We start from the raw sequence: 24,545 nt of genomic DNA, 5'->3' as shown, positions 1-24,545 counted from the left end.
GGATTACCGTACTTTACGTTTCGTTTCTGCCGCCGGAGCCATACTTAATAGCTCAGGGGCTCATGAGGAACAATGCAATGCAGCTATTTATCGGCTTTGACGTGGGCGGAACCCACATCAAACACGGCGTGATCAACGAAAACGGCGAAGAACTGACATCCGATGAATATGATACGCCTGACGATGAAAGCACCTTCAAACAGAAGTGGAAAGCGGTGGTGGATAAGTACCGCCAGGAGCATGAGATCGTCGGCATCGGCGTGAGTTTTCCGGGCCACATCAATCACCATACCGGCGAAGCGGCCAAGGCCGGGGCGCTGGATTACCTTGACGGTGAAAACCTGTGCGAGCTTTTCGCACAGCTGACCGATCTCCCCGTAACAACCGAAAATGACGCCAACTGCGCGGCGCTGGGCGAACGCTGGCAGGGCGCCGGTAAGGATTATGAGCATTTTGTCTGCATCACCATCGGCACCGGCATCGGCGGCGGTATCGTCATGGAGGGCGATCTCTACCGTGGGTCGCACTACCGGGCGGGTGAGTTTGGCGTGCTGCCCGTTGGCAACAACGGCGAGCCGATGCACGAAGTGGCGTCCGCCAGCGGCCTGATGAAAGCCTGCCGCCGCGCGCTGGCCGTGTCGGAAGATGAGATGCCTGATGGTGAGGAGCTGTTTAAACGCATGGACAGCGACGTGCATCTGCGTGAGGCCATAGAAGAGTGGGCGCATTTCCTCTCGCGGGGCATCTACAGCGTGATCTCCATGTTTGATCCGCAGGCGGTGCTGATTGGCGGCGGCATTAGCGAGCAGGAGAAAATCTATCTCCTGCTGGATAAATACCTACAGCGATTCGAGGAGTGGGAAGCGCTCCGGGTGCCCATCCTTCCCTGCGAGCTGGGTAACCAGGCGGGAAGGCTGGGCGCGGTCTGGCTGGCTAAGCAGAAGCAGGCGCGCAGCGCTTAACGCTTACGGAAATAACTGCGCGTCGCGTAGCACATGGTCATTGCCACGACGACGCGTAAACCCGATGCGGTTGAAATACTCCAGGATCTGAATCGCCAGTTTGCGTCCCACGTTCAGCCGATCGCGGAAGTCTGCGGCGCAGGTTGATCCGCGCGCCTGATCCAGCTCCCGGATCAGGTTCGCAAATGCCACGATCCGATCGTTGCGGTAATAACGATCTTTCACGATCGCCACAATCATCCCCTGCTGCGCCGCATGGCGCAGTACCTGACGCATCAGCTGCTCATCGGTATTGGTTTCACGCGCCAGATCGCGCACCCACCACGGTTCATCGCCAAACAGCGCCGCCACTTTTTGCCAGACCGCGTCCTGCTCAGCGGTAAAACCGGCCTTGTGTTCCGGCAGGTGCAGCCAGCCGTGATGACTTGCAATCACGCCGCTTTCACGCATGTTTTCAATCAGCAACAGCACCAGCGCGTCGTCTTCCATGGGCAACGCCATGCGCCGCAGACGTTCACGGCCCGGGCCGGGCTCATCCTGATGCTGTTCATGGTAGGTCGCCAGCGTGCTCAGCACTTTGCGCTGCCAGCGCGCCGCCACCGGCGCGTTCAGCAGGCTGTTGCCGGCCTGAATAAAACCTGGCTCCTGCGTCAGAAGACGCAATCCTTCGCTGCTGAGCTGGCGCGCCCAGGCGAACGCCGCCAGATCCACCGCACCACGCTCAAGGTGGATATCTAACGCAGACTTATCATCGCGGGCCTGGGCCAGTGCGGCCAGCCACTGTAAATACTCGGGCTTACGCTTGCCGCGACGGGGCGGATCCAGCATGACCACGCACGCGCCCGCCAGCGTTTCCCGCGCCGAAATATCGCGCAGAACCAGGCGGTCGTTATCCGCCAGCCAGAGCGGGGAGTCGAACACCAGTTCGGCGAGATCGTTTTCCAGCAGCGACACGCGTCCGGTGATGTGGCTGGCCGCGTGGTGGATATGCAGCGGCTGCCACTGGGTCAGCGGGGTATGGGTCTGGAGAGAAACGATGATCCGTTCAGAAGGCTCCGGCGGCGCGTCGGCCAGCAGCCAGTCGCCGCGGTTAAGCTGGTCTTTTTCGGCATCACCGGCAATATTCAGCGCGATACGCTGCCCGGCGTGGGCCTGTTCCACCGGCTGGTTTTGCGCGTGAAGCCCGCGCACGCGCATCGGTTTGTTCACGCCCGTCAGCCACAGGGTATCGCCCACGTTCACTTCGCCGCTCAGCGCGGTGCCGGTCACCACCAGCCCAGCCCCTTTCACGGTAAATGCCCTGTCGATCGCCAGACGGAAGCGGTGATGGCTGGCATGTTCACGAGACGGGATCTGCTGCAAATGGTCGCGAAGAGCGTCGATACCGCGGCCTTCTGTCGCCACGGTGACAAACAGTGACGCATCCTTAAAACCGTATTCACTCAGCGCCGCCAGCACCTCTTCACGCACCTCGTCGATACGCGCCTCATCCACACGGTCCGCTTTGGTGAGGGCGACGGTCAACTGCGGGTTTCCCGTCAGCTGGAGGATCGCCAGATGCTCGCGCGTTTGCGCCATCACCCCGTCATCGCACGCGACCACCAGCAGGGCGTGATCGATCCCGCCCACGCCCGCGAGCATATTGGAAAGAAACTTCTCGTGGCCGGGCACGTCGATAAAGCCCAGCACGCGACCGTCGGGCTGCGGCCAGTAGGCGTAACCCAGGTCAATGGTCATGCCGCGCTTTTTCTCTTCCGGCAGGCGATCGGCATTCACGCCCGTAATGGCCTGCAATAACGTGGTTTTGCCGTGGTCAACATGACCGGCGGTGGCAATAATCATTTCAACATCATCTCCAGAAACCGCACTTCATCTTCCAGACAGCGTAAATCCAGCCACATGCGACCCTCACCGATCCGGCCAATCACCGGCGTCGGTAATGCGCGCCAGCGCGCCGACAGCGCCTCAAGCTGGCTTCCGCGTCCGTCGCGCGGGGTGAACGTCAGCGCTTCGCTCGGTAACCTGTCCACCGGCAGCGAGCCGCTGCCAATTTGCGACAGGCAAGGCTCGATACGAACGTCAAACTCAGGGTAATGAGGAGCAACCTGCGGCAGTAGCGCTTCCGCCTGCGCGCGAATGGAGGCCGCATCACGGCTCAGCAAACGCAACGTGGGCAGGCGGTCAGCCAGTTTCTCCGGGTGGAGATAGAGCCGCAGCGTGGCTTCCAGCGCGGCCAGCGTCATTTTATCGGCACGCAGGGCGCGCTTCAGCGGGTGCTGCTGTAGCTGCGCAATCAGCTCGCGCCTGCCGACGATAATCCCCGCCTGCGGCCCGCCCAGCAATTTATCACCGGAGAAACTGACCAGGCTTACGCCCGCGGCAACCATTTCCTGCACCATGGGCTCTTTCGGCAGACCGTACTGGCGCATATCCACCAGCGACCCGCTGCCGAGATCGGCAATCACCGGCACGTTTAGCTCGCGCCCAATGGCGGCCAGTTCGGCCTCTTCCACCGTTTTGGTGAAACCCTCAATGTGGTAATTGCTGGTATGCACTTTCATCAGCAGGGCGGTGTTTTCATTCACCGCCGCGCGATAATCTTTTGCATGGGTACGGTTAGTTGTGCCCACTTCATGCAGCGTGCAGCCCGCCTGGCGCATGACGTCCGGAATACGAAACGCCCCGCCGATCTCCACCAGCTCGCCGCGAGAGACGACAACCTCTTTTCCGCTCGCGGTGGCCGCCAGCATTAACAGCACCGCCGCCGCGTTGTTATTCACAATGCAGGCATCTTCCGCGCCGGTGATCTGGCAGAGAAGATCCGCCAGTGCGCGATCGCGATGCCCACGCCCGGCGCCGTCCAGATCGTACTCCAGCGTCACCGGCGAGCGCATGGCACGGGTGACGGCCTCTGTTGCCTCTTCTGCCTGCTGTGCCCGGCCCAGATTGGTGTGCAGAACCGTGCCCGTCAGGTTAATAACCGGGCGCAACGCGCTTTGCCCGTGCTTGCTCAGCCTGCGTTCAACTTCCTGCTCCCACGCCTCGCACCAGCCGGGTAGCGCGTTCTCAGCCTGAATATGGCGACGCGCATCGTCCTGAAGCTGGCGTAGCATGTCGACCGTTGCAGTATGGCCAAACTGCTCCAGCACCGCAGTGATGCGCGGGTCACGAAGCAGACGATCGGTAGCGGGGATCTGGCTGTAGAGGGAATGATGAGTAGTCATGAATGCGCCTGGCGAGTAAATATCTTCCCCCCTCCCGACGGGAGAGGGAGTTAACATGTGGGGGATTGTACCGCCTCCCGCCAGGAAGTGTTATAACCCGCATCAAGCCTTTGGCGGTTCAGTCCGGGCAAAACTTTCGCGCTGGAAGAGCGTCTCCGCCAGTTTGACCAGCAGCGGACGATCCACGCACCAGCCCGGCGAGACGCGGCGGAAATTGAGGTAGCCAATGGCGCAGGCGATGGCGATCGTCGCCAGATTCAGGCTATCGCTCTGAATTTTCCCGTCGCGGATCAGCTGTTCGCACATATCCAGGCTGCGGCTGATTTTTTCGCGCTGGCGTAGCAGCTCATTTTCTGACTGCTGGGCGGCGGGCCTTGCCTGCTCGCGTACGGACGTCAATGCCGCATCCATAATGCCATCCGCCAGGGCTTCAATTTGCTTCATCGCCAGCGCTGCTTTTGGATCCGCCGGCAGCATGGCTGGCGCAACGCCAAGCAGCTCGATGTACTCCGCAATGATCGGGGAATCAAACCAGTAGTCGCCCTCGTCCGTTACCAGCGCCGGGACTTTCCCCAGCGGGTTGTACTGCGCAACGCCGTTCTCTGCGTTGTAGGGCTGTTCATTCACGAATTCAAATTCAATCCCTTTCTCCAGCAGGAGAATCGAAATCTTACGCACGAAAGGACTGGTATAACTGCCGATGAGTTTCATTGCTTATCCTTAATGCCCATAAAGAGGTCAGTATGGATCAAGCCGTGGAAAAAGGCAGGTATGCGTATCGCATTCCTGCCCTCAAACGCTTAGTGGTCGAGGTAAAGATAGTGCATCCAGCTGGTCATACGCAGCAGCACTTTACGCATCACCGAGACGTGGGCAAAGTGGTCGGAATAGACGGCGACCTGGGCATAGATGCCGTCAGGCAGCGCATCAACATCCGCGTTCGGTTCCAGTTCGATAAGCGCCTGCACTCCGTCCGTTCCCGGCGCCACCGTCAGCGACTGTAACGCCCCCTGTGCCTGATAGGTTCCTCCCGGCACTACCGGCAGGATGCTGGTGAGTTTACCGGAAAACACCTGGCCCGGCAGCGCGTTGAACACCACTTCCGCTTCGTCGCCAGGCTTTAGACGCAGTAATGAGTTCTGGCGAAACTGAGCGATAATCTGGCGTTTCTGCTCAGGAATAAACACCATCACCGGACGCAGCGGCAGCGCGGCGGCGTAGGTTCCCGGGCGGATAAGGACCTGCGTGACGTAGCCGTTGCCTGGCGCGCGGACCACCGTCTGTTCCAGGTTATAGGTGGCCTCGGCCAGCTGCGCCCGAAGAGAAGCAATTTGCGACTGCTCGCCGTTGACCATACTGTCTAACTGACTCTGGATCTGAGTCTGTTCAGCAACCGAGCCTTTTACCAGCGCATCCTGCGCCAGATAGTTCTGCCGTGCGTTATCAATATCGCTTTCAGAGAACGGATTGACCTTCGCCCGGCTGCCTTTGACATAGCGCTGATAATCTTTATACAGCCGGTCACGTTCAGCAGAAACGCGGGTCGTGTTGGCCTGCGCTTCAGAGAGCTGGGCTTTCAGTACGTCAATATTGTGTGTGGCGGTGACCAGATCGGCTTTCAACCTGTCGACGCGCGCCTGATACTTACCCGGATCGAGTTTAAATAACATTTCGCCCTTTTTAATGAGCTGATTATTTTTATGGGTCACTTCACTGACCACACCGGTGACCTGTGGCGTAATTGGGATTGAAATAACCGCTTTTTGCGCCGTAAAGGTGTAGGGATGGTTATAGTTCATTAACAGGATTAGCCCCGCTACAATAAATATCCCGCCTAATGACGTGGTGGCAAGCGTCCACTGGTTTACCGGAATACGGAATATTTTGAAAATAGCCCAGGCAAAGGCCACATAGGTCAGAATAATCAACAGATCCATGACTATCGCTCCAGCGCGTTTTTATCGGCCACGGGCTGCACGGCGGCGAGCTTTTGCTCAAGCTCGGTGACGCGTCTCGCAAGCGCTTCAACATCAGAAGGTCGGTCTGACGGCTGCATGTGGTTTTGCATACCCCAGCCGCGATCTTCACGGTATAGCGTGGCCCAAATCCACAGGAAGGGCCAGATGGCATGGAGCGTAAACAGGCTGATCCAGCCTGCCGTATGGATAGCATCCGCATGGGGGTGATTACGCTTTTTCGCCATATTGTAAGGAATATCATGAATGGCAATGATCCCGTAGAACAGAACCAGGAACACGAAAATTAATACGCCCAGCGCGAAATAGTTGAGAAACATAGTCTCCTCGCTTACATAATATCAACTCATTAAATGAATAAATTGGCACGCAACCTGTTAATTAATTTATTTTTAAACAAACAGGCGGCGACTATTATTTCAGAGCCGGGGAGTATCCTTTTTTATAATAACTGCATGCAAGTTTATAAACGTGTCAAAATATAACCCGGATAATAATATATTCACTCTTACGATATGAGCGTAATCCAGGTTTTCGCTTTTCGCCATACAACATTATGACGCATTCGGCTTAGCTATTAATGTTGCTTTTTTACAGTGCGCCACGCTATTGCGAGCAGAAAATGGCTGCGCTCGCAGCGGGACGAATCGGAATAAAAATATTTTGTGAATCAAATCACAATTTGGAAACAAACGGCCAACTTAACATTGTGATATAAATCACAAAACACCGCCCATTTTGGCGTAACTTTGAGCGATGTATTTTTTTTACACACTCATTTTGTGATCATGATCACTTCATTAATATCCTCACCCCCTACATTCATGTGATTCAGATCACACAAAATTTCACTGTCTGGACAGTTGAACGATTCAGTGCCAGATTTCACAGCATCAGAACAGGGCCCGGCTACCTCTGCCGCCGCACATTAACGATAAACCTCGGGCCACAAGCCTAAGCGTAAACATAAGAAGGGGTGTTTTATGTCATCCGATTTCAAGATCAAAGTGCAAAGCTTTGGTCGTTTCCTCAGCAACATGGTGATGCCAAATATCGGCGCGTTTATCGCGTGGGGTATTATCACCGCATTATTTATTCCGACAGGGTGGTTGCCTAACGAAACGCTGGCAAAACTTGTTGGCCCAATGATTACCTATCTCCTGCCACTGCTCATCGGTTATACCGGTGGTCGTCTGGTGGGCGGTGACCGCGGTGGCGTCGTGGGTGCCATCACAACCATGGGGGTGATCGTCGGTGCGGATATGCCGATGTTCCTCGGTGCGATGATTGCCGGTCCTCTGGGCGGCTGGGCGATCAAGAAATTTGACGTCTGGGTTGATGGCAAGATCAAATCCGGCTTCGAAATGCTGGTGAACAACTTCTCTGCGGGCATCATCGGGATGATCCTCGCGATTCTGGCGTTCCTCGGCATTGGCCCGGCGGTTGAAGTGCTGTCCAAGCTGCTGGCGGCGGGCGTTAACTTCATGGTGGCGCACGACATGCTGCCGCTGGCGTCTATCTTTGTTGAACCAGCGAAAATCCTGTTCCTGAACAACGCCATCAACCACGGTATCTTCTCACCGCTGGGTATTCAGCAGTCACACGATCTCGGCAAGTCCATCTTCTTCCTGATTGAAGCGAACCCGGGTCCAGGTATGGGCGTTCTGCTGGCGTACATGTTCTTTGGTCGCGGTAGCGCGAAACAGTCTGCTGGCGGCGCGGCGATCATTCACTTCCTGGGCGGTATTCACGAAATTTACTTCCCGTATGTGCTGATGAACCCACGTCTGATCCTGGCCGTTATCCTTGGCGGTATGACCGGCGTGTTCACCCTGAGCGTACTGGGCGGTGGTCTGGTGTCTCCTGCTTCTCCAGGCTCTATCCTGGCGGTGCTGGCGATGACCCCGAAAGGCGCCTACTTCGCGAACATCGCGGCGATCTGTGCGGCCATGGCGGTCTCCTTCGTGGCCTCCGCTATCCTGCTGAAAACCAGCAAGGTGAAAGAAGACGACGATATCGAAGCGGCAACCCGTCGTATGCATGACATGAAAGCCGAATCCAAAGGCGCAACGCCGCTGGCGGCGGGAGATGTCTCTAACGACCTGAGCCACGTGCGTAAAATCATCGTGGCTTGTGATGCCGGTATGGGCTCCAGCGCAATGGGTGCGGGCGTACTGCGGAAGAAAGTGCAGGATGCGGGTCTGACCAACATCTCCGTCACCAACAGCGCGATTAACAGCCTGCCGCCGGACGTTGACCTGGTGATCACGCACCGCGATCTGACCGAACGCGCTATGCGTCAGGTACCGCAGGCGCAGCACATTTCCCTGACCAACTTCCTCGACAGCGGCCTGTACGCCAGCCTGACCGAACGCCTGGTGGCGGCGCAGCGCCATGAAGATAACGAAGTGAAAGTGCGTACCAGCCTGCAAGACAGCTTCGACGAGAGCAACGCGCATCTGTTCAAACTGGGCGCTGAAAACATCTTCCTTGGCCGCACGGCGACCAATAAAGAAGAGGCCATTCGCTTCGCCGGTGAGCAGCTGGTGAAAGGCGGCTACGTTCAGCCTGAGTACGTTGAGGCGATGCTGGAACGCGAAAAGCTGACCCCAACCTACCTGGGTGAATCCATCGCGGTTCCGCACGGTACGGTGGAAGCCAAAGACCGCGTGCTGAAAACCGGCGTGGTGTTCTGTCAGTATCCTGATGGCGTGCGCTTCGGTGAAGAAGAGGACGACATCGCCCGTCTGGTGATTGGTATCGCCGCTCGCAACAACGAGCATATCCAGGTGATTACCAGCCTGACCAATGCGCTGGATGACGAAACGGTTATTGAGCGTCTGGCCAACACCACCAGCGTTGAAGAAGTTCTGGCCCTGCTGAACAAGTAACAGCGCCTCTTCCCTCTCCCCCCGGGGAGAGGGCTAGGGTGAGGGGAAAACGTTCCTCACCCCAGCCCTCTCGGGTAAAAACATTGATGAAGGTTAACACTATGAAAGCATTACATTTTGGCGCAGGTAATATTGGTCGTGGCTTTATCGGTAAACTGCTGGCAGACGCGGGCATTACCCTGACATTCGCCGATGTGAATCAGGTGGTTCTGGATGCCCTGAATGCCCGTCATAGCTATCAGGTTCACGTGGTGGGTGAAAACGAACAGGTTGAAACGGTCTCTGGCGTCAACGCGGTAAGCAGCATTGGCGACGACGTGATTGACCTCATCGCGAGCGTTGATCTGGTCACCACCGCCGTGGGTCCGGTGGTGCTTGAGCGTATCGCCCCGGCGGTCGCGAAAGGCCTGGCGAAGCGTAAAGCACAGGGCGTTGAAACGCCGCTGAACATCATCGCCTGTGAAAACATGGTGCGCGGCACCACGCAGCTGAAAGGCCACGTTCTTGCGGCCGTCGCAGACGAAGATAAAGCCTGGGTTGAAGCGCACGTAGGTTTTGTGGATTCCGCCGTGGATCGCATCGTTCCACCTTCAGCATCCGCCACCAACGATCCGCTGGAAGTGACCGTGGAAACCTTCAGCGAGTGGATCGTTGATAAAACCCAGTTTAAGGGCGCGCTGCCGACCATTCCGGGAATGGAATTAACCGATAACCTGATGGCATTTGTCGAACGTAAACTCTTCACGCTGAACACCGGGCATGCTATAACCGCGTACCTCGGAAAATTGGCCGGTCATCAGACGATTCGTGACGCGATCCTCGATGAGAACATCCGTGCGGTGGTCAAAGGGGCAATGGAAGAGAGCGGCGCGGTGCTGATCAAACGCTACGGTTTTGATGCTGATAAACACGCGGCATACATCCAGAAAATCCTCGGTCGTTTTGAAAACCCGTATCTGAAAGATGACGTTGAGCGCGTGGGTCGTCAGCCGCTGCGTAAACTGAGCGCGGGCGACCGCCTGATTAAACCGCTGCTGGGCACGCTGGAATACGGCCTGCCGCACGCAAACCTGGTGAAGGGCATCGCTGCCGCCATGCACTACCGCAGCGAGCAGGACCCGCAGGCGATTGAGCTGGCTCAGCTGATTGATGACAAAGGCGCGCAGGCTGCGCTGGCGCAGATCTCCGGTCTGGATGCCAACAGTGACGTAGTTGCGGAGGCGGTCAGCGCATACAACGCAACCAAATGATGCAGAGTCCGGCGCAGGTTAGCCTGCGCCCGAATAACAGATTGTCAGATATGCAGGCAATAATGGAACAAACCCAGGCCTTTGAAAATCGTGTGCTTGAGCGTCTGAATGCTGGCAAAACCGTACGAAGTTTCCTGATTGCCGCCGTCGAGCTGTTAACCGAGGCGGTGAACATTCTGGTGCTTCAGGTGTTTCGCAAAGACGACTACGCGGTAAAGTATGCTGTAGAACCGTTACTGGACGGAGACGGACCGCTGGGCGATTTATCGGTACGGCTGAAGCTGATTTACGGTCTTGGCGTGCTGAACCGCCAGGAGTATGAAGACGCCGAGCTGTTAATGGCGCTGCGCGAAGAGCTCAATCATGACGGTAATGAGTACACCTTTACCGATGATGAGATACTGGGGCCCTTCGGCGAACTGCACTGCGTATCCGCGCTCCCTCCCGCACCTCAGTTTGATAACAGCGACCCTGAGCTGTACGCGATGCAAAAGCTGCGTTATCAACAGGTTGTGCGCTCCACCATGGTGCTTTCCCTGACTGAGCTGATTTCTAAAATCAGCTTAAAAAAAGCGTTTCAGAAGTAAGCCCGCACACATTGGTGTATCCTTCCCTGTAAATTCCCCGTTTTCAGAGTTATTTGTCATGAAAGAAGTCGAAAAGAACGAAATTAAACGCCTGAGCGACCGTCTGGATCTGATCCGCCATCAGATGGCTGGCCTCTCCCTGGTCGATTCTGCCGAGAAATATGCCGAGCTGGAAAAAGAGTCCGTGAAGCTGGAGGCGGAAATTGAACGCCTGCGCGAAGTGAAAGGCCAGAAGCTGAGTAAAGAAGCGCAGAAGCTGATGAACATGCCGCATCGCCGCGCGATCACCAAAAAAGAGCAGGCCGACATGGGCAAGCTGAAGAAAAGCGTCCGTGGCCTGGTAGTGGTGCACCCGATGACTGAGCTTGGTCGCGAAATGGGCCTGAAAGAGATGACGGGTTTTTGTAAGACCGCGTTCTGATCGTCCTCCCCTGCCGCTGCGGCAGGGGAAACTCAGTTGTAAATCAGGTTAAACGTCGCCATCGCATCCGCTTTTCCCGCCGTCACGTTCTCTTCCGTCTGAAGGTAATGCGCATCAAACCAGAAGGTTTGCGTCTGGTTATCCCCCACTTGCTCAAATGCTGACACCTGTGGGATGTTCCACGGTACCACCTGCCCCTGAACCGAACCGGTATTGTCACCGTAAAGCAGTTCGATCCCGACACCGCTGGCGCTATCCTCCTGCTTCGTCAACGCCAGCGCCCGATCGTTGCCCGGCGTGGTATCGCCAAAGAAACCCATCTTCACCGCCGTGTTATTTTCGCAGGTCACCGGAATGCTGAAGCGTCCGCCTCCGGCGCGGGAGCCTATGCCATGAAATTCACGCTGGCTCACGCTCCCCATGGGAACAAGAATGCTGCGAGAGCCCACTGAACAGCTGGTACGCCTGACGGTGAAGCTGGCGAGATGGATCTGTACCGGTGTCGCCACGTTGGTGGCGCTGGCTTGATTTTCTCCCGCCTGCAATATCAGCGATCCGACATTTTGCTCCTGGGAATTGGCGTTATCGTCAGGCATGGCGCTGGTCGTTGGAATTTTGTAAAACACCACCCAGAACTGCATTTTATACATTGAGGCGCTGGCAAAGGCGGGGTTTTGCGATGCGTCGCAAATGCGCCGGGACTCATTGCCATTCACCTGACTTGTGCCGTCAATATAGCGTACCGCATCGGCGCCGCAGTACTGCTGTTCCCGGAACCCCAGCGCATAGCCGATGCCATCGATCTGAGTTTTATAGACGTGACGTGACGCGCCGTCTTCACCAACCACGGTGCCGACGGGGTTATCCATGTCGACAAAGCCGATACTACGCCAGGCATCATTCCCGCCATCACAGCTGTAGAAATCCGCCCCGGTAGACTGTATCGGCGCAGATATCGGCGTCCAGTCCGCCGTGCCGGGCGCATACCCTATGGCGTAGGGCACCTGAACGACCCACTGATCGCGCGTGGTGCGGCAAGATGAGGTCTGAGCATGGGCATGAAAACTCAGCATGCCAAAAAGCGAAAGAAGGCTCAGGTAGAAAAACCAGTGAATAAAACGACGCATGATATTCCTCTAATGGCACTCAACGGATAGCGTGGCGATACCGGGGGCCATATGAGCTTTCCCCAGTCTGAAAGGTGTCTGGCATTGCTGCTGCTCCCCGTCCTGATACCAGCTGACGCGCAGGGTGCCGCGCTCTGGTACCCCACTCAGGTAGGCCTGACCGCCGTCAGCGACCATGCTTCGGTTTGCAGAATGGCGGTTCTGCTCCACCACTTCAGCCTGCGCGCCAAACGGCAACGGTTCGCCGTGGTAGCGCAGGGAAAACAGAACGCGATAACCAATGTGGGTTTTGTAATTGGCCAGCACCACCGCGCCGCTGGTGGGAATGAGCGTCAGACCGCTCTGCTCAACGTCGACGTTCTCACCCAGCGTCGCCGTATCAAGACTGACGGTATTTTTGCGGTACGCCGAGAGCGTTGGCATGACCGCATAGCCGCGGCTGTCGGTATGGATCCCGTTGTAGCCCTCCGGCTCAACGTTCGCCGCGCCGGGCACGCGTAGCAGGGCGACGGTATCGCCCAGCGGCTGGCTAAGCGTGACGCCATACTGCGTGGCGATAACGCCTCCGGCGAGTCCGAGGCTCGCGTTGCTACCGCTTCGGCTGTGGTCATAACCGAGGCTGACGTTGCCGTAGCCACCGTTGTATTGCAGCGCCAGGCTGGTACTGTCGGCTTGTCCCTCGCTGGCCTTACTCTGCTGAACGCTGTAATTAAGGTTGCGATTCGCCAGCGCACTGCCGTTGAGTGACACCTGCTGCGTGGTCATCCCACGATTGTTGTGGTTGATGAAGTAACTGACCGAGCTGTCCGGCAACCAGTGACCAAGCGGAACATTGACGTTAAACGACACGGTACGATCGGGATGCTGCTCAAGCGCTGAGTCGGTGTAGTCATACCCCGCGCCCCAGGTAATGCCTCGCCAGCTGGTGTACCAGCCAATGTGGATGGTTTTATCCTGCCCGGACGTATGCCAGTAATCCTGCATCCATGCCGAGACGCTGAGGCTGCCGAACTGACCCAGCGTCTGTGAGAAGGTGACCTGCGAGCGGCTACGGCGATTATTGAGTTGCAGCTGTTGGCTGTCAGACTGATTCAGTTCACTGAATTCATAGTAATTGCGCGAGGCATAGCGATAACTCGCCAGGTTGAAGGCGGTGCCGGTAGCGCTGAAATCTTTCTGATACTGAATGCGCCACGCCTGCCCCATCGCGCTTTTGCCATTGGGTAAACGGCTTTTTGCCAGCGTATCGTCAATGCCCAGCGAGCCAAATGCGCCAAACCCTCTGCCTACGCCAATTGCACCGGCCTGATAGTTGCTCGCCGTACGAAAGCCGCCATACACCGTCATCCTCGAGAGCAGGCCGTAGAAGAAAGCGCCTTCAACAAACTCAGGTGAACGCGCATCGCCGGAGCCGGAGTGAAATCGTCCGGCGTTGAGGCTGTATTTCAGGCTGCCCAGGCGTCGCATAAACGGCACCGCAGAATAGGGTTGGGTAAAGACGCGCGTTGAGCCGTCACTTTCCGTGACCGTCACCTGTAGATCGCCACTTTGTGCGCCGGGGAACAGATCGTTAATGATAAATGGCCCGGCGGCCACCCAGGTTTCATAGATCACATAGCCATTTTGCGAAACGGAGACTTTAGCGAAGCTGTGTGCGACGCCGCGGATGGTTGGTGCGAAGCCGCGCTGGCTGTCGGGCAACATGCTTTCGCTTGATGTGAGCTGTACCCCGCGAAACGCCACGCTATCGAAGACGTCGCCTGCGGTCCAGGCATCGCCGATCCGTAGCTGGCTGTTAAGACGGCGAATATCCCGGGTCAGCCAGCTACTTTGCGACTGAAAATGGTCGCCGCCCGCGTCGCTGTGGCTCCAGGCGGAGGTGTTGCGCAACCGCCACGCCCCCAGATTGATACCGTTACGCAGGCTCAGATAGCTGGATGTCGTGACGCCACGCTGATGATGTGCCTGGCCGCCCGACAGACTGTAATCAGTAAAGGCCGCCGGGATACCATCGTCCCACTGCGACTGCGGCACGTAGCCACGGCTACGGTGTTTCATCGCCGCCTGCGGCAGGCTGAGAAAGAGACGCTGCTGGTTGAAATCATAGGAGGTTCGCGCTGCCGGAATGAAATCCGCGAGGTGCGTGAACGATTCTCCCTCCCGCAACCGGGAGAATGCAGGAATGGCCCTGACATTCACCCCAAGCGCTTCCAGCAGCGATACGCTAAAAACGGGTTGCAGGCTGCCTTTCTCATTGACGAAGGTGATCTCCTGATGCCGCTCCTCGCGTCCGTTAATCTCCAGCGTCACGAGCCAGGTGCCTGGCATCTGCCCGCCCTTTTCAGAGAAATAGTGCAGATCCGCCGTTTTCTGTTCGGTAGAGGAAAGCTCCAGCGCGGCGGGATCAAAGTAATCCTCGGCCATCCCCGCGCGGCTGAAGCTAAGCAGCAACACCGAAAGCGGCGCGTAACGAAACAGGCGAAAAGACATGGTCTTAAAGAGGCTGGGTGTGGGTGGCGGTGATGGCACCAAAATCATTAATAGCCGACCAGCTTACGCCCCCGGAGGCGGACACAGGCCATTCGCGGATTTCCCCTGGACCGATCATGCCCGGCTGCTCAATTTTATGCCCGCCAACGGACAGTCGATAAAAAGAGACGTAGTATGGCGTCGGGTTGGCGGCCTTAAGCCCTTTTCCCGTCCGCGAAAACGTTATTTTCTGCCAGGCAGTGGCAGCGTCCCCTTTAAGGTTGTCCGGGCGGTAGAAAATTTTAAATTTCGATTTAACGTTAACTTGTAATTCGTTGCTGCTCTCTTTTGGCTTTGGCGCAATCGCTTTAATATCGAGCCAGAATACAGATTCACGATCTGTGGGCAGCGGAGCGCCGGTATATTGAATACGCAGCGTGTTGGTCTGCTCCGGATCAAGTCTGAACAGAGGTGGTGTGACAATAAATGGCGCAGCGTTATTTTTATCCTGCCCATCACCTTCAACCCACGACTGAATAAGATAGGGAACCGCACTTTCCATATTAGAAACAGAAAATGCCACCTCCTTGCTGTGTTGTGGGTATACGATCCGTGTTCCCCCCATTACAACGCCAGCGGAAACTGACGCAGAACTAACCATTAATGCAGTGAGCATAATATACGATAAACGTTTCATCATTATTATCTCTGGAGGTGGCTGAGAGTGAAATCAGTTATAAACCATCAGGAAGTTGGAAACGGCATTGACGTCGCCCGCGTTAATTTCCGAACCGTCTTTGTCGAGAGAGGCATAAAACGTTAATTCAGCATTGCCTTCAGCATCCGGTGCGGTTGTTTCAGATACCGTACCCGGTTTAATCGCGGTGCTGCGATCGCTGTTATAAAGCTTCACGCCGACGCCCGTCGCCATACCTTCGCCTGGCGTAACCTGTAGCAGTGTGTCATTCACCGTATCTTTGGTTCCGTCAAAAAGTACCGCAACCGATTCAACCGTCTCCGGGCAGTTCTCTACGTTGATTTTGAACTCACGCGGCGTCGTTTCGCTGTGATCGTCGAAGTAGCTTTTCGCCCACGCGCCGAGGTCTACCGTTTTGCTTTTTGACGCAGGGGTAATATCACAGGAAATAAGGGTGATTTTCCCGGTAAAGTTGATCACGCCGCCTGTGCTCTGCGAGCCAGCGCCTGTATCCAGGGAAGCATTAACACCAGAATCACTGCTTGCCAGTACTGATTGAGAAGATAACAGCAGCCCCGCCGCGGCAATCGCCAGCGCCACATTTTTGATTTTCATTTGGAACACTTTCCCCTCTGTAAATTAAACAGATATAGACTTGTTGTACCAGGTACAATAACCGCTATAAGGATTTAAAAACGCCACCAAAAGGGTTTTAGCAGAATGGGTGACGCGACCTTATAGAATAAAGCAGGGTCCATCCCATGGTGATAATCCGTATATTTTCAGAAGGCCATACACAGATATCCTGCAACTGAGGAAATGACTTCTGGCCGAAAATAACACTGAATACGTTGTGGTTAGTAATAAATTTAATGTCTTCTGTAACGTTGCTTCTGAATAAATAGTAAATCATATGCCTTTTAACGTCTACGTATTGAAAAGCAGTACGCCGCGTCTGTAAACACTCTGGAATTAACACTCAGCTAACAAATTTAACCCCTTTCGATTGCCCTGATAATTATTAATTTGCTTTTAATACCGTAACTAAATTACAAGAGAGCCAACTGATCATTGTTTGATCAATTTATTTCAGAATATTATTAGCCAAAAAATGTCACTTCAGCAAAAAATTCTTGCCCTTTATCCTGAAAAATCACGGTTAAACAGGATATTTCTTTATCGATCAGCAATTGATCGTTTGTAATACACTGTTAAAATCTATATGTGAAATTTACCTTAATTAAAATTTTTTGCTACAGCTTAGATTTCGCATTTTTAACCAAAAAAAATTTTATTTATAGGAAATAAATCACTCTGCTCACATATATACAGCTTTTCAAAAACACAAATAAAGCAAACAAACCTCATTCAATTCACGTAATATTATCACCTCCCCATTTTATTCAACATCTTTTACGCGTCGTATCTGCTCAAAAACGAATGTAATGCTCTCCACCTGACTACCGCTCCCATCGCACACGGTAAGTTAATTTTGCGGGTTTGGTCCTACCAATCATGTGCAAAGCTATCCATCGTTCACAGTTTTGATGCTCCACTTCACAAAACCATTGCCGAATAGCAACACTTGGTTAACCATTTATTGCCATTAACCCTACATCACAATATTGGACGGACCACTTTTACACTAAGTGTGACGCTGAGATGAGCAGAGACTCACCCGACGAACACCTGTGTGGTCCTCAGGAGACCTGCATGAGCCTCTGGCAACAAAACTACGATCCGGCCGGGAATATCTGGCTGTCGAGCCTGATCGCATCGCTACCGATCCTGTTCTTCTTCTTTGCGCTAATTAAGCTCAAGCTGAAGGGCTACCTTGCCGCAACGTACACCGTTGCCATCGCCCTGCTGGTGGCGCTGTTCTTCTATAAAATGCCGGTCGATCGCGCGCTGGCCTCCGTGGTGTATGGTTTCTTCTACGGCCTGTGGCCGATTGCGTGGATCATCATCGCCGCCGTCTTTGTCTACAAAATCTCGGTCAAAACCGGGCAGTTCGACATTATTCGCTCGTCGATTCTCTCTATTACACCGGACCAGCGTTTACAGATGCTGATTGTCGGTTTCTCCTTCGGGGCGTTCCTTGAAGGGGCAGCAGGATTTGGCGCGCCGGTGGCGATCACCGCCGCTCTGCTGGTCGGGCTGGGCTTTAACCCGCTGTATGCCGCTGGCCTGTGCCTGATTGTGAACACCGCCCCGGTGGCGTTTGGCGCGATGGGCATTCCGATTCTGGTGGCGGGCCAGGTGACCGGGCTGGACAGCTTCGAGATCGGCCAGATGGTAGGTCGCCAGCTGCCGTTCCTGACCATTATCGTGCTGTTCTGGATCATGGCGATTATGGACGGCTGGCGCGGCGTGAAGGAGACCTGGCCTGCGGTGATGGTAGCGGGCGGTTCGTTCGCCATTGCCCAGTATCTCAGCTCCAACTTCCTCGGCCCGGAACTGCCGGACATCATCTCTTCCCTGGTGTCGCTGGTCTGTCTGACGCTGTTCCTGAAACGCTGGCAGCCGGTGCGCATCTTCCGCTTTGCCGATATGGGTGCCTCACATGTGGATCAGACGCTGGCGCGCACCGGCTATACCGCCGGACAGATTGTGCGCGCATGGTCACCGTTCCTGTTCCTGACCGCCACCGTGACGCTGTGGAGCATTCCGCCGTTTAAAGCCCTGTTCGCCCCGGGCGGCGCGCTGTACGACATGGTGATTAATATCTCCGTGCCGTTCCTCGACAAAATGGTCGCCCGTATGCCGCCGGTGGTGCACGACGCCACGCCATATGCGGCAGTGTTTAAGTTCGACTGGTTCTCAGCCACCGGCACGGCCATCCTGTTTGCCGCTATCCTTTCCGTAGTGTGGCTGCGCATGAAGCCTGCCGCCGCGGTGCAGACCTTTGCGGCGACGATTAAAGAGCTGATGTTGCCGATTTACTCCATCGGCATGGTGCTGGCGTTCGCGTTTATTTCGAACTACTCCGGCCTGTCGTCGACGCTGGCGTTAGCGCTGGCGCATACCGGCCACGCGTTTACCTTCTTCTCGCCGTTCCTCGGCTGGCTGGGGGTGTTCCTGACTGGTTCAGATACGTCATCTAACGCCCTGTTTGCCGCCCTACAGGCCACGGCCGCGCAGCAGATTGGCGTCTCGGACGTGCTGCTGGTCGCCGCGAACACCACCGGCGGCGTGACCGGGAAGATGATCTCGCCGCAGTCCATCGCCATTGCCTGTGCCGCGGTGGGGCTGGTAGGCAAAGAGTCGGACCTGTTCCGCTTTACCGTTAAACACAGCCTGATATTTACCTGCATGGTGGGCGTGATCACCACATTGCAGGCCTATGTCTTAACCTGGATGATTCCATGATAGTGATGCCCAGACGCCTGTCCGACGAGATTGCCACTCGCGTACGGGCGCTGATAGAAGAACAACAGCTGGAAGCGGGCATGAGATTGCCCGCCGAGCGTCAGCTTGCCGCTCAGCTTGGCGTGTCGCGCAACTCGCTGCGCGAGGCGCTGGCGACGCTGGTTAGTGAAGGGGTGCTGCTGAGCCGTCGCGGCGGCGGCACCTTCGTGCGCTGGCAGCATGACGACTGGTCCGAACAAAACATCGTGCAGCCGCTGAAGACGCTGATGGAAAACGACCCGGACTACAGCTTCGACATCCTCGAAGCGCGTCACGCCATCGAAACCAGTACAGCGTGGCACGCGGCGATGCGGGCAACCGACGCCGACAAAGAGAAGCTCAAAGCCTGTTTTGAAGCCACGCAAAGCAGCGACCCGGACATCGCCTCCCAGGCGGATGTGCGGTTCCATCTGGCGATTGCCGAGGCCTCGCACAACGTGGTACTGCTGCAAACCATGCGCGGGTTCTTCGACCTGCTGCAATCCTCCGTGAAGCAGAGCCGCCAGCGCATGTATCTGGTCCCGCCGGTGTTTGCTCAGCTGACCGAACAGCACGAGGCGGTGCTCAACGCCATTCTGGCCGGTGATGCCGAGGCCGCGCGCAAGGCGATGATGGCGCATCTCGGCTTCGTGCATACCACCATTAAACGATTCGATGAAGATCAGGCCCGACAGGCGCGTATTACCCGTCTGCCTGGCGAGAGTGATATTTCCAGGGAGAACAAAGCATGATTATTTCAGCAGCCAGTGATTATCGCGCCGCGGCGCAGCGCATTTTGCCCCCGTTCCTGTTCCACTACATTGACGGCGGGGCGTATGCCGAATACACCCTGCGCCGCAACGTGGAAGACCTGTCGGAGGTGGCCCTGCGCCAGCGCGTGCTGAAGAATATGTCTGACCTGAGCCTTGAGACGAAGCTGTTTAACGAAACGCTCTCCATGCCGGTAGCGCTCGCACCTGTCGGTTTATGCGGCATGTATGCCCGTCGCGGTGAAGTGCAGGCCGCCGCCGCCGCAGATGCCAAAGGCATTCCGTTTACCCTTTCCACCGTGTCCGTCTGCCCGATTGAAGAAGTCGCCCCGACCATCAAGCGCCCGATGTGGTTCCAGCTGTACGTCCTGCGCGATCGCGGTTTTATGCGCAACGCACTGGAGCGCGCCAAAGCGGCGGGCTGCTCAACGCTGGTCTTTACCGTCGACATGCCGACCCCCGGCGCGCGCTACCGCGACGCCCACTCCGGCATGAGCGGCCCTAACGCGGCCCTGCGCCGTTACTGGCAGGCGGTGACGCACCCGCAGTGGGCGTGGGATGTGGGCGTGAACGGCCGTCCGCACGATCTGGGCAATATTTCGGCCTACCTGGGTAAACCGACCGGGCTGGAAGATTACATCGGCTGGCTGGCGAACAATTTCGATCCATCTATCTCATGGAAAGACCTGGAGTGGATCCGCGAATTCTGGGACGGCCCGATGGTGATCAAAGGGATCCTCGACCCGGAAGATGCCCGCGACGCGGTACGTTTTGGCGCCGATGGGATCGTGGTCTCTAACCATGGTGGCCGCCAGCTTGACGGGGTGCTCTCCTCCGCCCGCGCCCTGCCGGCCATTGCCGATGCGGTGAAAGGCGATATTGCGATCCTGGCCGACAGCGGCATCCGTAACGGGCTGGACGTGGTGCGCATGATCGCCCTGGGCGCGGACAGCGTGCTGCTGGGCCGTGCTTACCTGTACGCGCTGGCCACCAGCGGCCAGGCGGGCGTGGCGAATCTGCTGAACCTGATCGAGAAAGAGATGAAGGTGGCGATGACGCTGACCGGTGCGAAAACAATCGGTGAAATCAGCAAAGACTCGCTGGTGCAGGAGCTCAGTAAGCTGCCTGCGGCGCTGGCCCCTCTTTCTCAGGGAAACGCGGCCTGATCTCCCCCGGTTAGCCTCCCCTTCTTCCGCGCCCGACTTCCCCCTCGGGCGCTTTTTTTGTCGAAAATAACACCTGCGTAACATTCTGGATAATAAAATTTGACATCCACCTGCCGTCCGCAATTGTATAGACAAGCAAATACAAGAACACAAAAACAACATCAGATCGGAGTGGAGCGTATGGCGTATTCAGGTAAGGTGGATATTCAGCAGGTGATCGATGAAAGTCCTTTTTCAGGGTTTCACTGGCTTCTTATTGTGCTGGGCTTTCTGGTGCTGGCGATTGATGGGTTTGATACCGCAGCGATGGGTTACATTGCGCCTACGCTGTCGACGGAGTGGGGAATACATAAACAGGATCTGGGGCCGGTGCTGAGTGCGGCGCTGCTGGGGCTGTCGCTGGGTGCCCTGATTGCAGGTCCGGTATCGGACCGGATGGGACGCAAGCGCGTGCTGGTCTTTTCGTGTCTGTTCTTCGGCCTGGCGAGCCTGGGCACGGCCTGGGCGCAAAGTCTGAATACCCTGACGCTGTGGCGCTTTCTGACGGGCCTCGGCCTCGGCGCTGCCATGCCTAACGCCATCACGCTGATCTCCGAGTTTGCCCCCCAGCGCTGCCGCGCCATGGCAATTAACACCATGTACTGCGGCTTTCCGCTGGGTGCGGCGGGCGGCGGAGCAATCTCATCCTGGCTTATCCCTCACCACGGCTGGCGAAGCGTGCTGCTGACCGGCGCGATTGCGCCGCTGATTTTAACGGTGCTGCTGGCGCTGCTGTTGCCGGAGTCGGTGAAGTTTCTGGTGCAGCGCGGGAAAGACGTCGCCCAGGTTCGCCGCATCGCCAGCCGGTTCGCCCGCAGCACGCTGGATAGCGTCACGGGCTTTTTCCTCGCGGAGGAGAAAGTCGCGTCGAAAAAAGGCAGCGTGTCGCAGCTGTTTTCCATGCCCTGGCTGCCCGGCACCCTGATGCTGTGGGTCACCTATTTTATGGGGCTGGTGATTTATTACGTCCTGCTGAGCTGGATGCCAACGCTGATGCAGGGGATGGGATATGCGCTGGCGGAATCCGCCTGGCTTACCTCGCTGTTCACCTTCGGCGGCACCGCTGGCATTTTGCTCGCGGGCTGGATGATGGATCGCTGGGAAGCGCACAAGGTGGTAGCGTGTGGTTTCGTGCTGACGATGGGCCTGATTCTTTTACTCGGCATTGAGCATAACCATATCGCCCTGTTTGGCGGGTTAATTTTCCTGATGGGGATCGCGATGAACGGCGCGCAGTCGGGCATGCAGACCCTGGCCGCCACCTTTTACCCTACCGAGTGCCGTGCGACGGGTATCGCCTGGATGCAGGGGATCGGCCGCTTCGGCGGCGTGGCGGGCACCATGACCAGCGCCCAGCTTCTTTCCATGCAGTGGCAGGCGGACAGTATTTTAATGATCCTCAGCGTACCTGCTCTCGTGGCTGCGGCGGCAACCGTCTACAAAATGCTGTATAGCCGCGCGCAGGAGCCGGGCGTCGCCTAGTCCCTCTCTTTTCTGCTATTCTGCCCCCGCAATTAAGGGGGCAGCATGCTTAACATCGTCTTATTCGAACCAGAAATTCCGCCGAACACCGGCAATATTATCCGCCTGTGCGCCAACACCGGTTTTCGTCTGCACATTATTGAGCCGATGGGCTTTACGTGGGACGACAAACGTCTGCGCCGCGCGGGGCTGGACTACCATGAGTTTACCGCCGTCGTTCGTCATCACGATTACGCCGCGTTTCTGGGATCCGAAAAACCACAGCGCATGTTCGCCCTGACCACCAAAGGTACGCCAGCGCACAGCGCCGTACGCTATCAGGACGGGGATTATCTGATGTTTGGTCCGGAAACCCGCGGCCTGCCGGCCACCATTCTGGATGCCCTGCCCGCTGAGCAGAAAATTCGTATTCCGATGATGCCGGACAGCCGCAGCATGAACCTGTCGAATGCGGTGTCGGTGGTGGTGTATGAGGCGTGGCGCCAGCTGGGTTATCCCGGCGCGATATTGCGTAGCTAAAACAGTTCGGGTGGCTTACGCCACCCGATTCGTCGTGTTTAGCCTGCTACCGCGATACGTTTCATATCGGTCATGTAGCCACGCAGTTTCTGGCCCACTTTCTCGATTTCGTGGCTGCGAATCGCTTCGTTGACGTCACGCAGCTGCGCGTTATCAACCGCTCCTTCCGCAATCGCCTGGCCCAGATCGCCCGCTTGCAGGGTGGTCATGAACTCTTTCAGCAGCGGTACGCAGGCGTAAGAGAACAGGTAGTTACCGTACTCGGCGGTATCGGAGATCACCACGTTCATCTCATACAGACGTTTACGGGCGATGGTGTTTGCGATCAGCGGCAGCTCGTGCAGCGATTCGTAGTACGCAGATTCTTCAATGATGCCCGAATCCACCATGGTTTCGAACGCCAGCTCAACGCCCGCTTTCACCATCGCGATCATCAGGACGCCTTTATCGAAGTACTCCTGCTCGGTGATCTTGCCGTCATACTGTGGTGCGGTTTCGAACGCGGTTTTACCGGTCTCTTCGCGCCAGGTCAGCAGTTTCTTATCGTCATTCGCCCAGTCCGCCATCATGCCGGAAGAGAACTCGCCGGAGATAATGTCGTCCATGTGTTTCTGGAACAGCGGCGCCATGATGGTTTTCAGCTGTTCAGAGAGTGCGAACGCGCGCAGTTTTGCCGGGTTGGACAGACGGTCCATCATCAGCGTAATGCCGCCCTGCTTCAGCGCTTCGGTGATGGTTTCCCAGCCGAACTGAATCAGTTTTTCCGCATATGCCGGATCGGTGCCTTCTTCCACCAGCTTGTCGAAGCACAGCAGAGAGCCGGCCTGGAGCATGCCGCACAGGATGGTCTGCTCGCCCATCAGGTCAGATTTCACTTCCGCAACGAAGGAAGATTCCAACACGCCCGCACGATGGCCGCCAGTGGCCGCAGCCCAGGCTTTGGCAATCGCCATGCCCTCGCCTTTCGGATCGTTTTCCGGGTGAACGGCGATCAGCGTCGGTACGCCGAAGCCACGTTTGTACTCTTCGCGCACTTCGGTGCCCGGGCACTTCGGTGCCACCATCACCACGGTGATGTCTTTACGGATCTGCTCGCCCACTTCAACGATGTTGAAGCCGTGGGAGTAACCCAGCGCGGCGCCGTCTTTCATCAGCGGCTGTACGGAACGCACAACGTCAGAGTGCTGCTTGTCCGGCGTCAGGTTAACCACCAGATCCGCCTGCGGGATCAGCTCTTCGTAGGTGCCCACTTTGAAGCCGTTTTCGGTCGCTTTACGCCAGGAAGCACGCTTTTCGGCAATCGCTTCTTTACGCAGGGCGTAGGAGATATCCAGCCCGGAGTCACGCATGTTCAGGCCCTGGTTCAGACCCTGTGCGCCACAGCCGACAATGACCACTTTTTTACCCTGAAGGTAGCTCGCGCCATCAGCAAATTCATCGCGCGCCATGAAGCGGCATTTGCCCAGCTGCGCCAGCTGCTGGCGCAAGTTCAGTGTATTAAAGTAGTTAGCCATGGGTGATACCTCGTGATGTTGTGTGTCTTATTGTTCGGTTCGCGTTTCAGCGAGAATGTACCCA

Annotated in this window: 20 protein-coding genes; 10 read left to right on the top strand and 10 right to left on the bottom strand. The window is 56.5% G+C overall.

The window, feature by feature from the left end:
• The first annotated feature begins 77 nt into the window (after positions 1-77).
• Positions 78-962 (top strand): ROK family protein, encoded by an 885-nt coding sequence (locus O1722_RS00800; RefSeq protein ID WP_003860164.1) that lies wholly within the window; start codon positions 78-80, stop codon positions 960-962.
• 3 nt (positions 963-965) lie between these two features.
• Here O1722_RS00800 and selB read toward each other — a convergent pair whose 3' ends face one another.
• The 5 genes from selB to O1722_RS00775 form a co-directional block, all read right to left on the bottom strand.
• Positions 966-2,804 (bottom strand): selenocysteine-specific translation elongation factor, encoded by a 1,839-nt coding sequence (gene selB / locus O1722_RS00795; RefSeq protein WP_058686522.1) that lies wholly within the window; start codon positions 2,802-2,804, stop codon positions 966-968.
• Positions 2,801-4,186 carry an L-seryl-tRNA(Sec) selenium transferase gene (gene selA, locus O1722_RS00790; RefSeq protein ID WP_033488025.1) on the bottom strand — a complete coding sequence of 462 codons (1,386 nt, stop codon included), beginning with the start codon at positions 4,184-4,186 and terminating at the stop codon, positions 2,801-2,803. The genes selB and selA overlap by 4 nt, the downstream gene beginning before the upstream one ends.
• 102 nt (positions 4,187-4,288) lie before the next feature.
• The gene (locus tag O1722_RS00785) at positions 4,289-4,897 is read right to left on the bottom strand and encodes a glutathione S-transferase (RefSeq protein WP_015572763.1); all 609 of its coding nucleotides are present in this window, start codon (positions 4,895-4,897) and stop codon (positions 4,289-4,291) included.
• Between the two features lie 89 nt (positions 4,898-4,986).
• On the bottom strand, positions 4,987-6,123 hold the full coding sequence (locus tag O1722_RS00780) for an HlyD family secretion protein (RefSeq protein ID WP_033488024.1): 1,137 nt from the start codon (positions 6,121-6,123) through the stop codon (positions 4,987-4,989).
• A gap of 2 nt (positions 6,124-6,125) precedes the next feature.
• Positions 6,126-6,482, bottom strand: coding sequence for a DUF3302 domain-containing protein (locus tag O1722_RS00775; RefSeq protein WP_033488023.1), 357 nt, complete (start codon positions 6,480-6,482; stop codon positions 6,126-6,128).
• Between the two features lie 663 nt (positions 6,483-7,145).
• Between O1722_RS00775 and O1722_RS00770 the strand changes: the two genes are divergently transcribed.
• The 4 genes from O1722_RS00770 to O1722_RS00755 all read left to right on the top strand — a co-directional run bounded on the left by O1722_RS00770 (position 7,146) and on the right by O1722_RS00755 (position 11,311).
• Entirely contained in the window at positions 7,146-9,053 is a 1,908-nt protein-coding gene (locus O1722_RS00770) for a PTS mannitol transporter subunit IICBA (RefSeq protein ID WP_015572764.1), read from the top strand.
• A gap of 101 nt (positions 9,054-9,154) precedes the next feature.
• Positions 9,155-10,303 (top strand): mannitol-1-phosphate 5-dehydrogenase, encoded by a 1,149-nt coding sequence (gene mtlD, locus O1722_RS00765; protein WP_017382581.1) that lies wholly within the window; start codon positions 9,155-9,157, stop codon positions 10,301-10,303.
• Complete coding sequence (mtlR, locus tag O1722_RS00760) at positions 10,300-10,890, top strand: mannitol operon repressor MtlR (protein WP_015572766.1); 591 nt, start codon at positions 10,300-10,302, stop codon at positions 10,888-10,890. The genes mtlD and mtlR overlap by 4 nt, the downstream gene beginning before the upstream one ends.
• Before the next feature lie 58 nt (positions 10,891-10,948).
• On the top strand, positions 10,949-11,311 hold the full coding sequence (locus O1722_RS00755; RefSeq protein ID WP_015572767.1) for a YibL family ribosome-associated protein: 363 nt from the start codon (positions 10,949-10,951) through the stop codon (positions 11,309-11,311).
• A gap of 32 nt (positions 11,312-11,343) precedes the next feature.
• Here O1722_RS00755 and O1722_RS00750 read toward each other — a convergent pair whose 3' ends face one another.
• From O1722_RS00750 to O1722_RS00735, 4 genes are read right to left on the bottom strand one after another with little or no spacing between them, the layout of a single operon-like run.
• Positions 11,344-12,438 carry a fimbrial protein gene (locus O1722_RS00750; RefSeq protein ID WP_033488022.1) on the bottom strand — a complete coding sequence of 365 codons (1,095 nt, stop codon included), beginning with the start codon at positions 12,436-12,438 and terminating at the stop codon, positions 11,344-11,346.
• Positions 12,439-12,447: 9 nt separating this feature from the next.
• Positions 12,448-14,928: a fimbria/pilus outer membrane usher protein gene (locus O1722_RS00745; protein WP_032668987.1), complete on the bottom strand. Its 2,481-nt coding sequence runs from the start codon at positions 14,926-14,928 to the stop codon at positions 12,448-12,450.
• Between the two features lie 4 nt (positions 14,929-14,932).
• Positions 14,933-15,607, bottom strand: coding sequence for a fimbrial biogenesis chaperone (locus tag O1722_RS00740; protein ID WP_023295610.1), 675 nt, complete (start codon positions 15,605-15,607; stop codon positions 14,933-14,935).
• Positions 15,608-15,637: 30 nt separating this feature from the next.
• Entirely contained in the window at positions 15,638-16,219 is a 582-nt protein-coding gene (locus tag O1722_RS00735; protein ID WP_015572771.1) for a fimbrial protein, read from the bottom strand.
• A gap of 1,098 nt (positions 16,220-17,317) precedes the next feature.
• Here O1722_RS00735 and lldP point away from each other — a divergent pair.
• From lldP to trmL, 5 genes are all read left to right on the top strand, one after another.
• The gene (gene lldP, locus O1722_RS00730; RefSeq protein ID WP_003860175.1) at positions 17,318-18,973 is read left to right on the top strand and encodes an L-lactate permease; all 1,656 of its coding nucleotides are present in this window, start codon (positions 17,318-17,320) and stop codon (positions 18,971-18,973) included.
• Positions 18,970-19,743 (top strand): transcriptional regulator LldR, encoded by a 774-nt coding sequence (lldR, locus tag O1722_RS00725; protein ID WP_006808630.1) that lies wholly within the window; start codon positions 18,970-18,972, stop codon positions 19,741-19,743. Before lldP ends, lldR begins: the two co-directional genes overlap by 4 nt.
• The gene (lldD, locus tag O1722_RS00720; RefSeq protein ID WP_015572772.1) at positions 19,740-20,927 is read left to right on the top strand and encodes an FMN-dependent L-lactate dehydrogenase LldD; all 1,188 of its coding nucleotides are present in this window, start codon (positions 19,740-19,742) and stop codon (positions 20,925-20,927) included. The genes lldR and lldD overlap by 4 nt, the downstream gene beginning before the upstream one ends.
• Positions 20,928-21,107: 180 nt before the next feature.
• A complete protein-coding gene (locus tag O1722_RS00715; RefSeq protein ID WP_032651952.1) occupies positions 21,108-22,448 on the top strand; it encodes an MFS transporter in 1,341 nt (446 codons plus the stop codon).
• Between the two features lie 45 nt (positions 22,449-22,493).
• The gene (gene trmL, locus O1722_RS00710; protein ID WP_017693778.1) at positions 22,494-22,967 is read left to right on the top strand and encodes a tRNA (uridine(34)/cytosine(34)/5-carboxymethylaminomethyluridine(34)-2'-O)-methyltransferase TrmL; all 474 of its coding nucleotides are present in this window, start codon (positions 22,494-22,496) and stop codon (positions 22,965-22,967) included.
• Positions 22,968-23,005: 38 nt separating this feature from the next.
• On the opposite strand, the gene ilvC is transcribed toward trmL, so the two are convergent.
• Complete coding sequence (gene ilvC, locus O1722_RS00705; RefSeq protein ID WP_006808634.1) at positions 23,006-24,481, bottom strand: ketol-acid reductoisomerase; 1,476 nt, start codon at positions 24,479-24,481, stop codon at positions 23,006-23,008.
• Between the last annotated feature and the right edge of the window lie 64 nt (positions 24,482-24,545).

This window comes from Enterobacter cloacae complex sp. HYC003_NIDB, from assembly GCF_056673375.1.
This window is presented reverse-complemented; position numbering and strand designations above follow the sequence as displayed.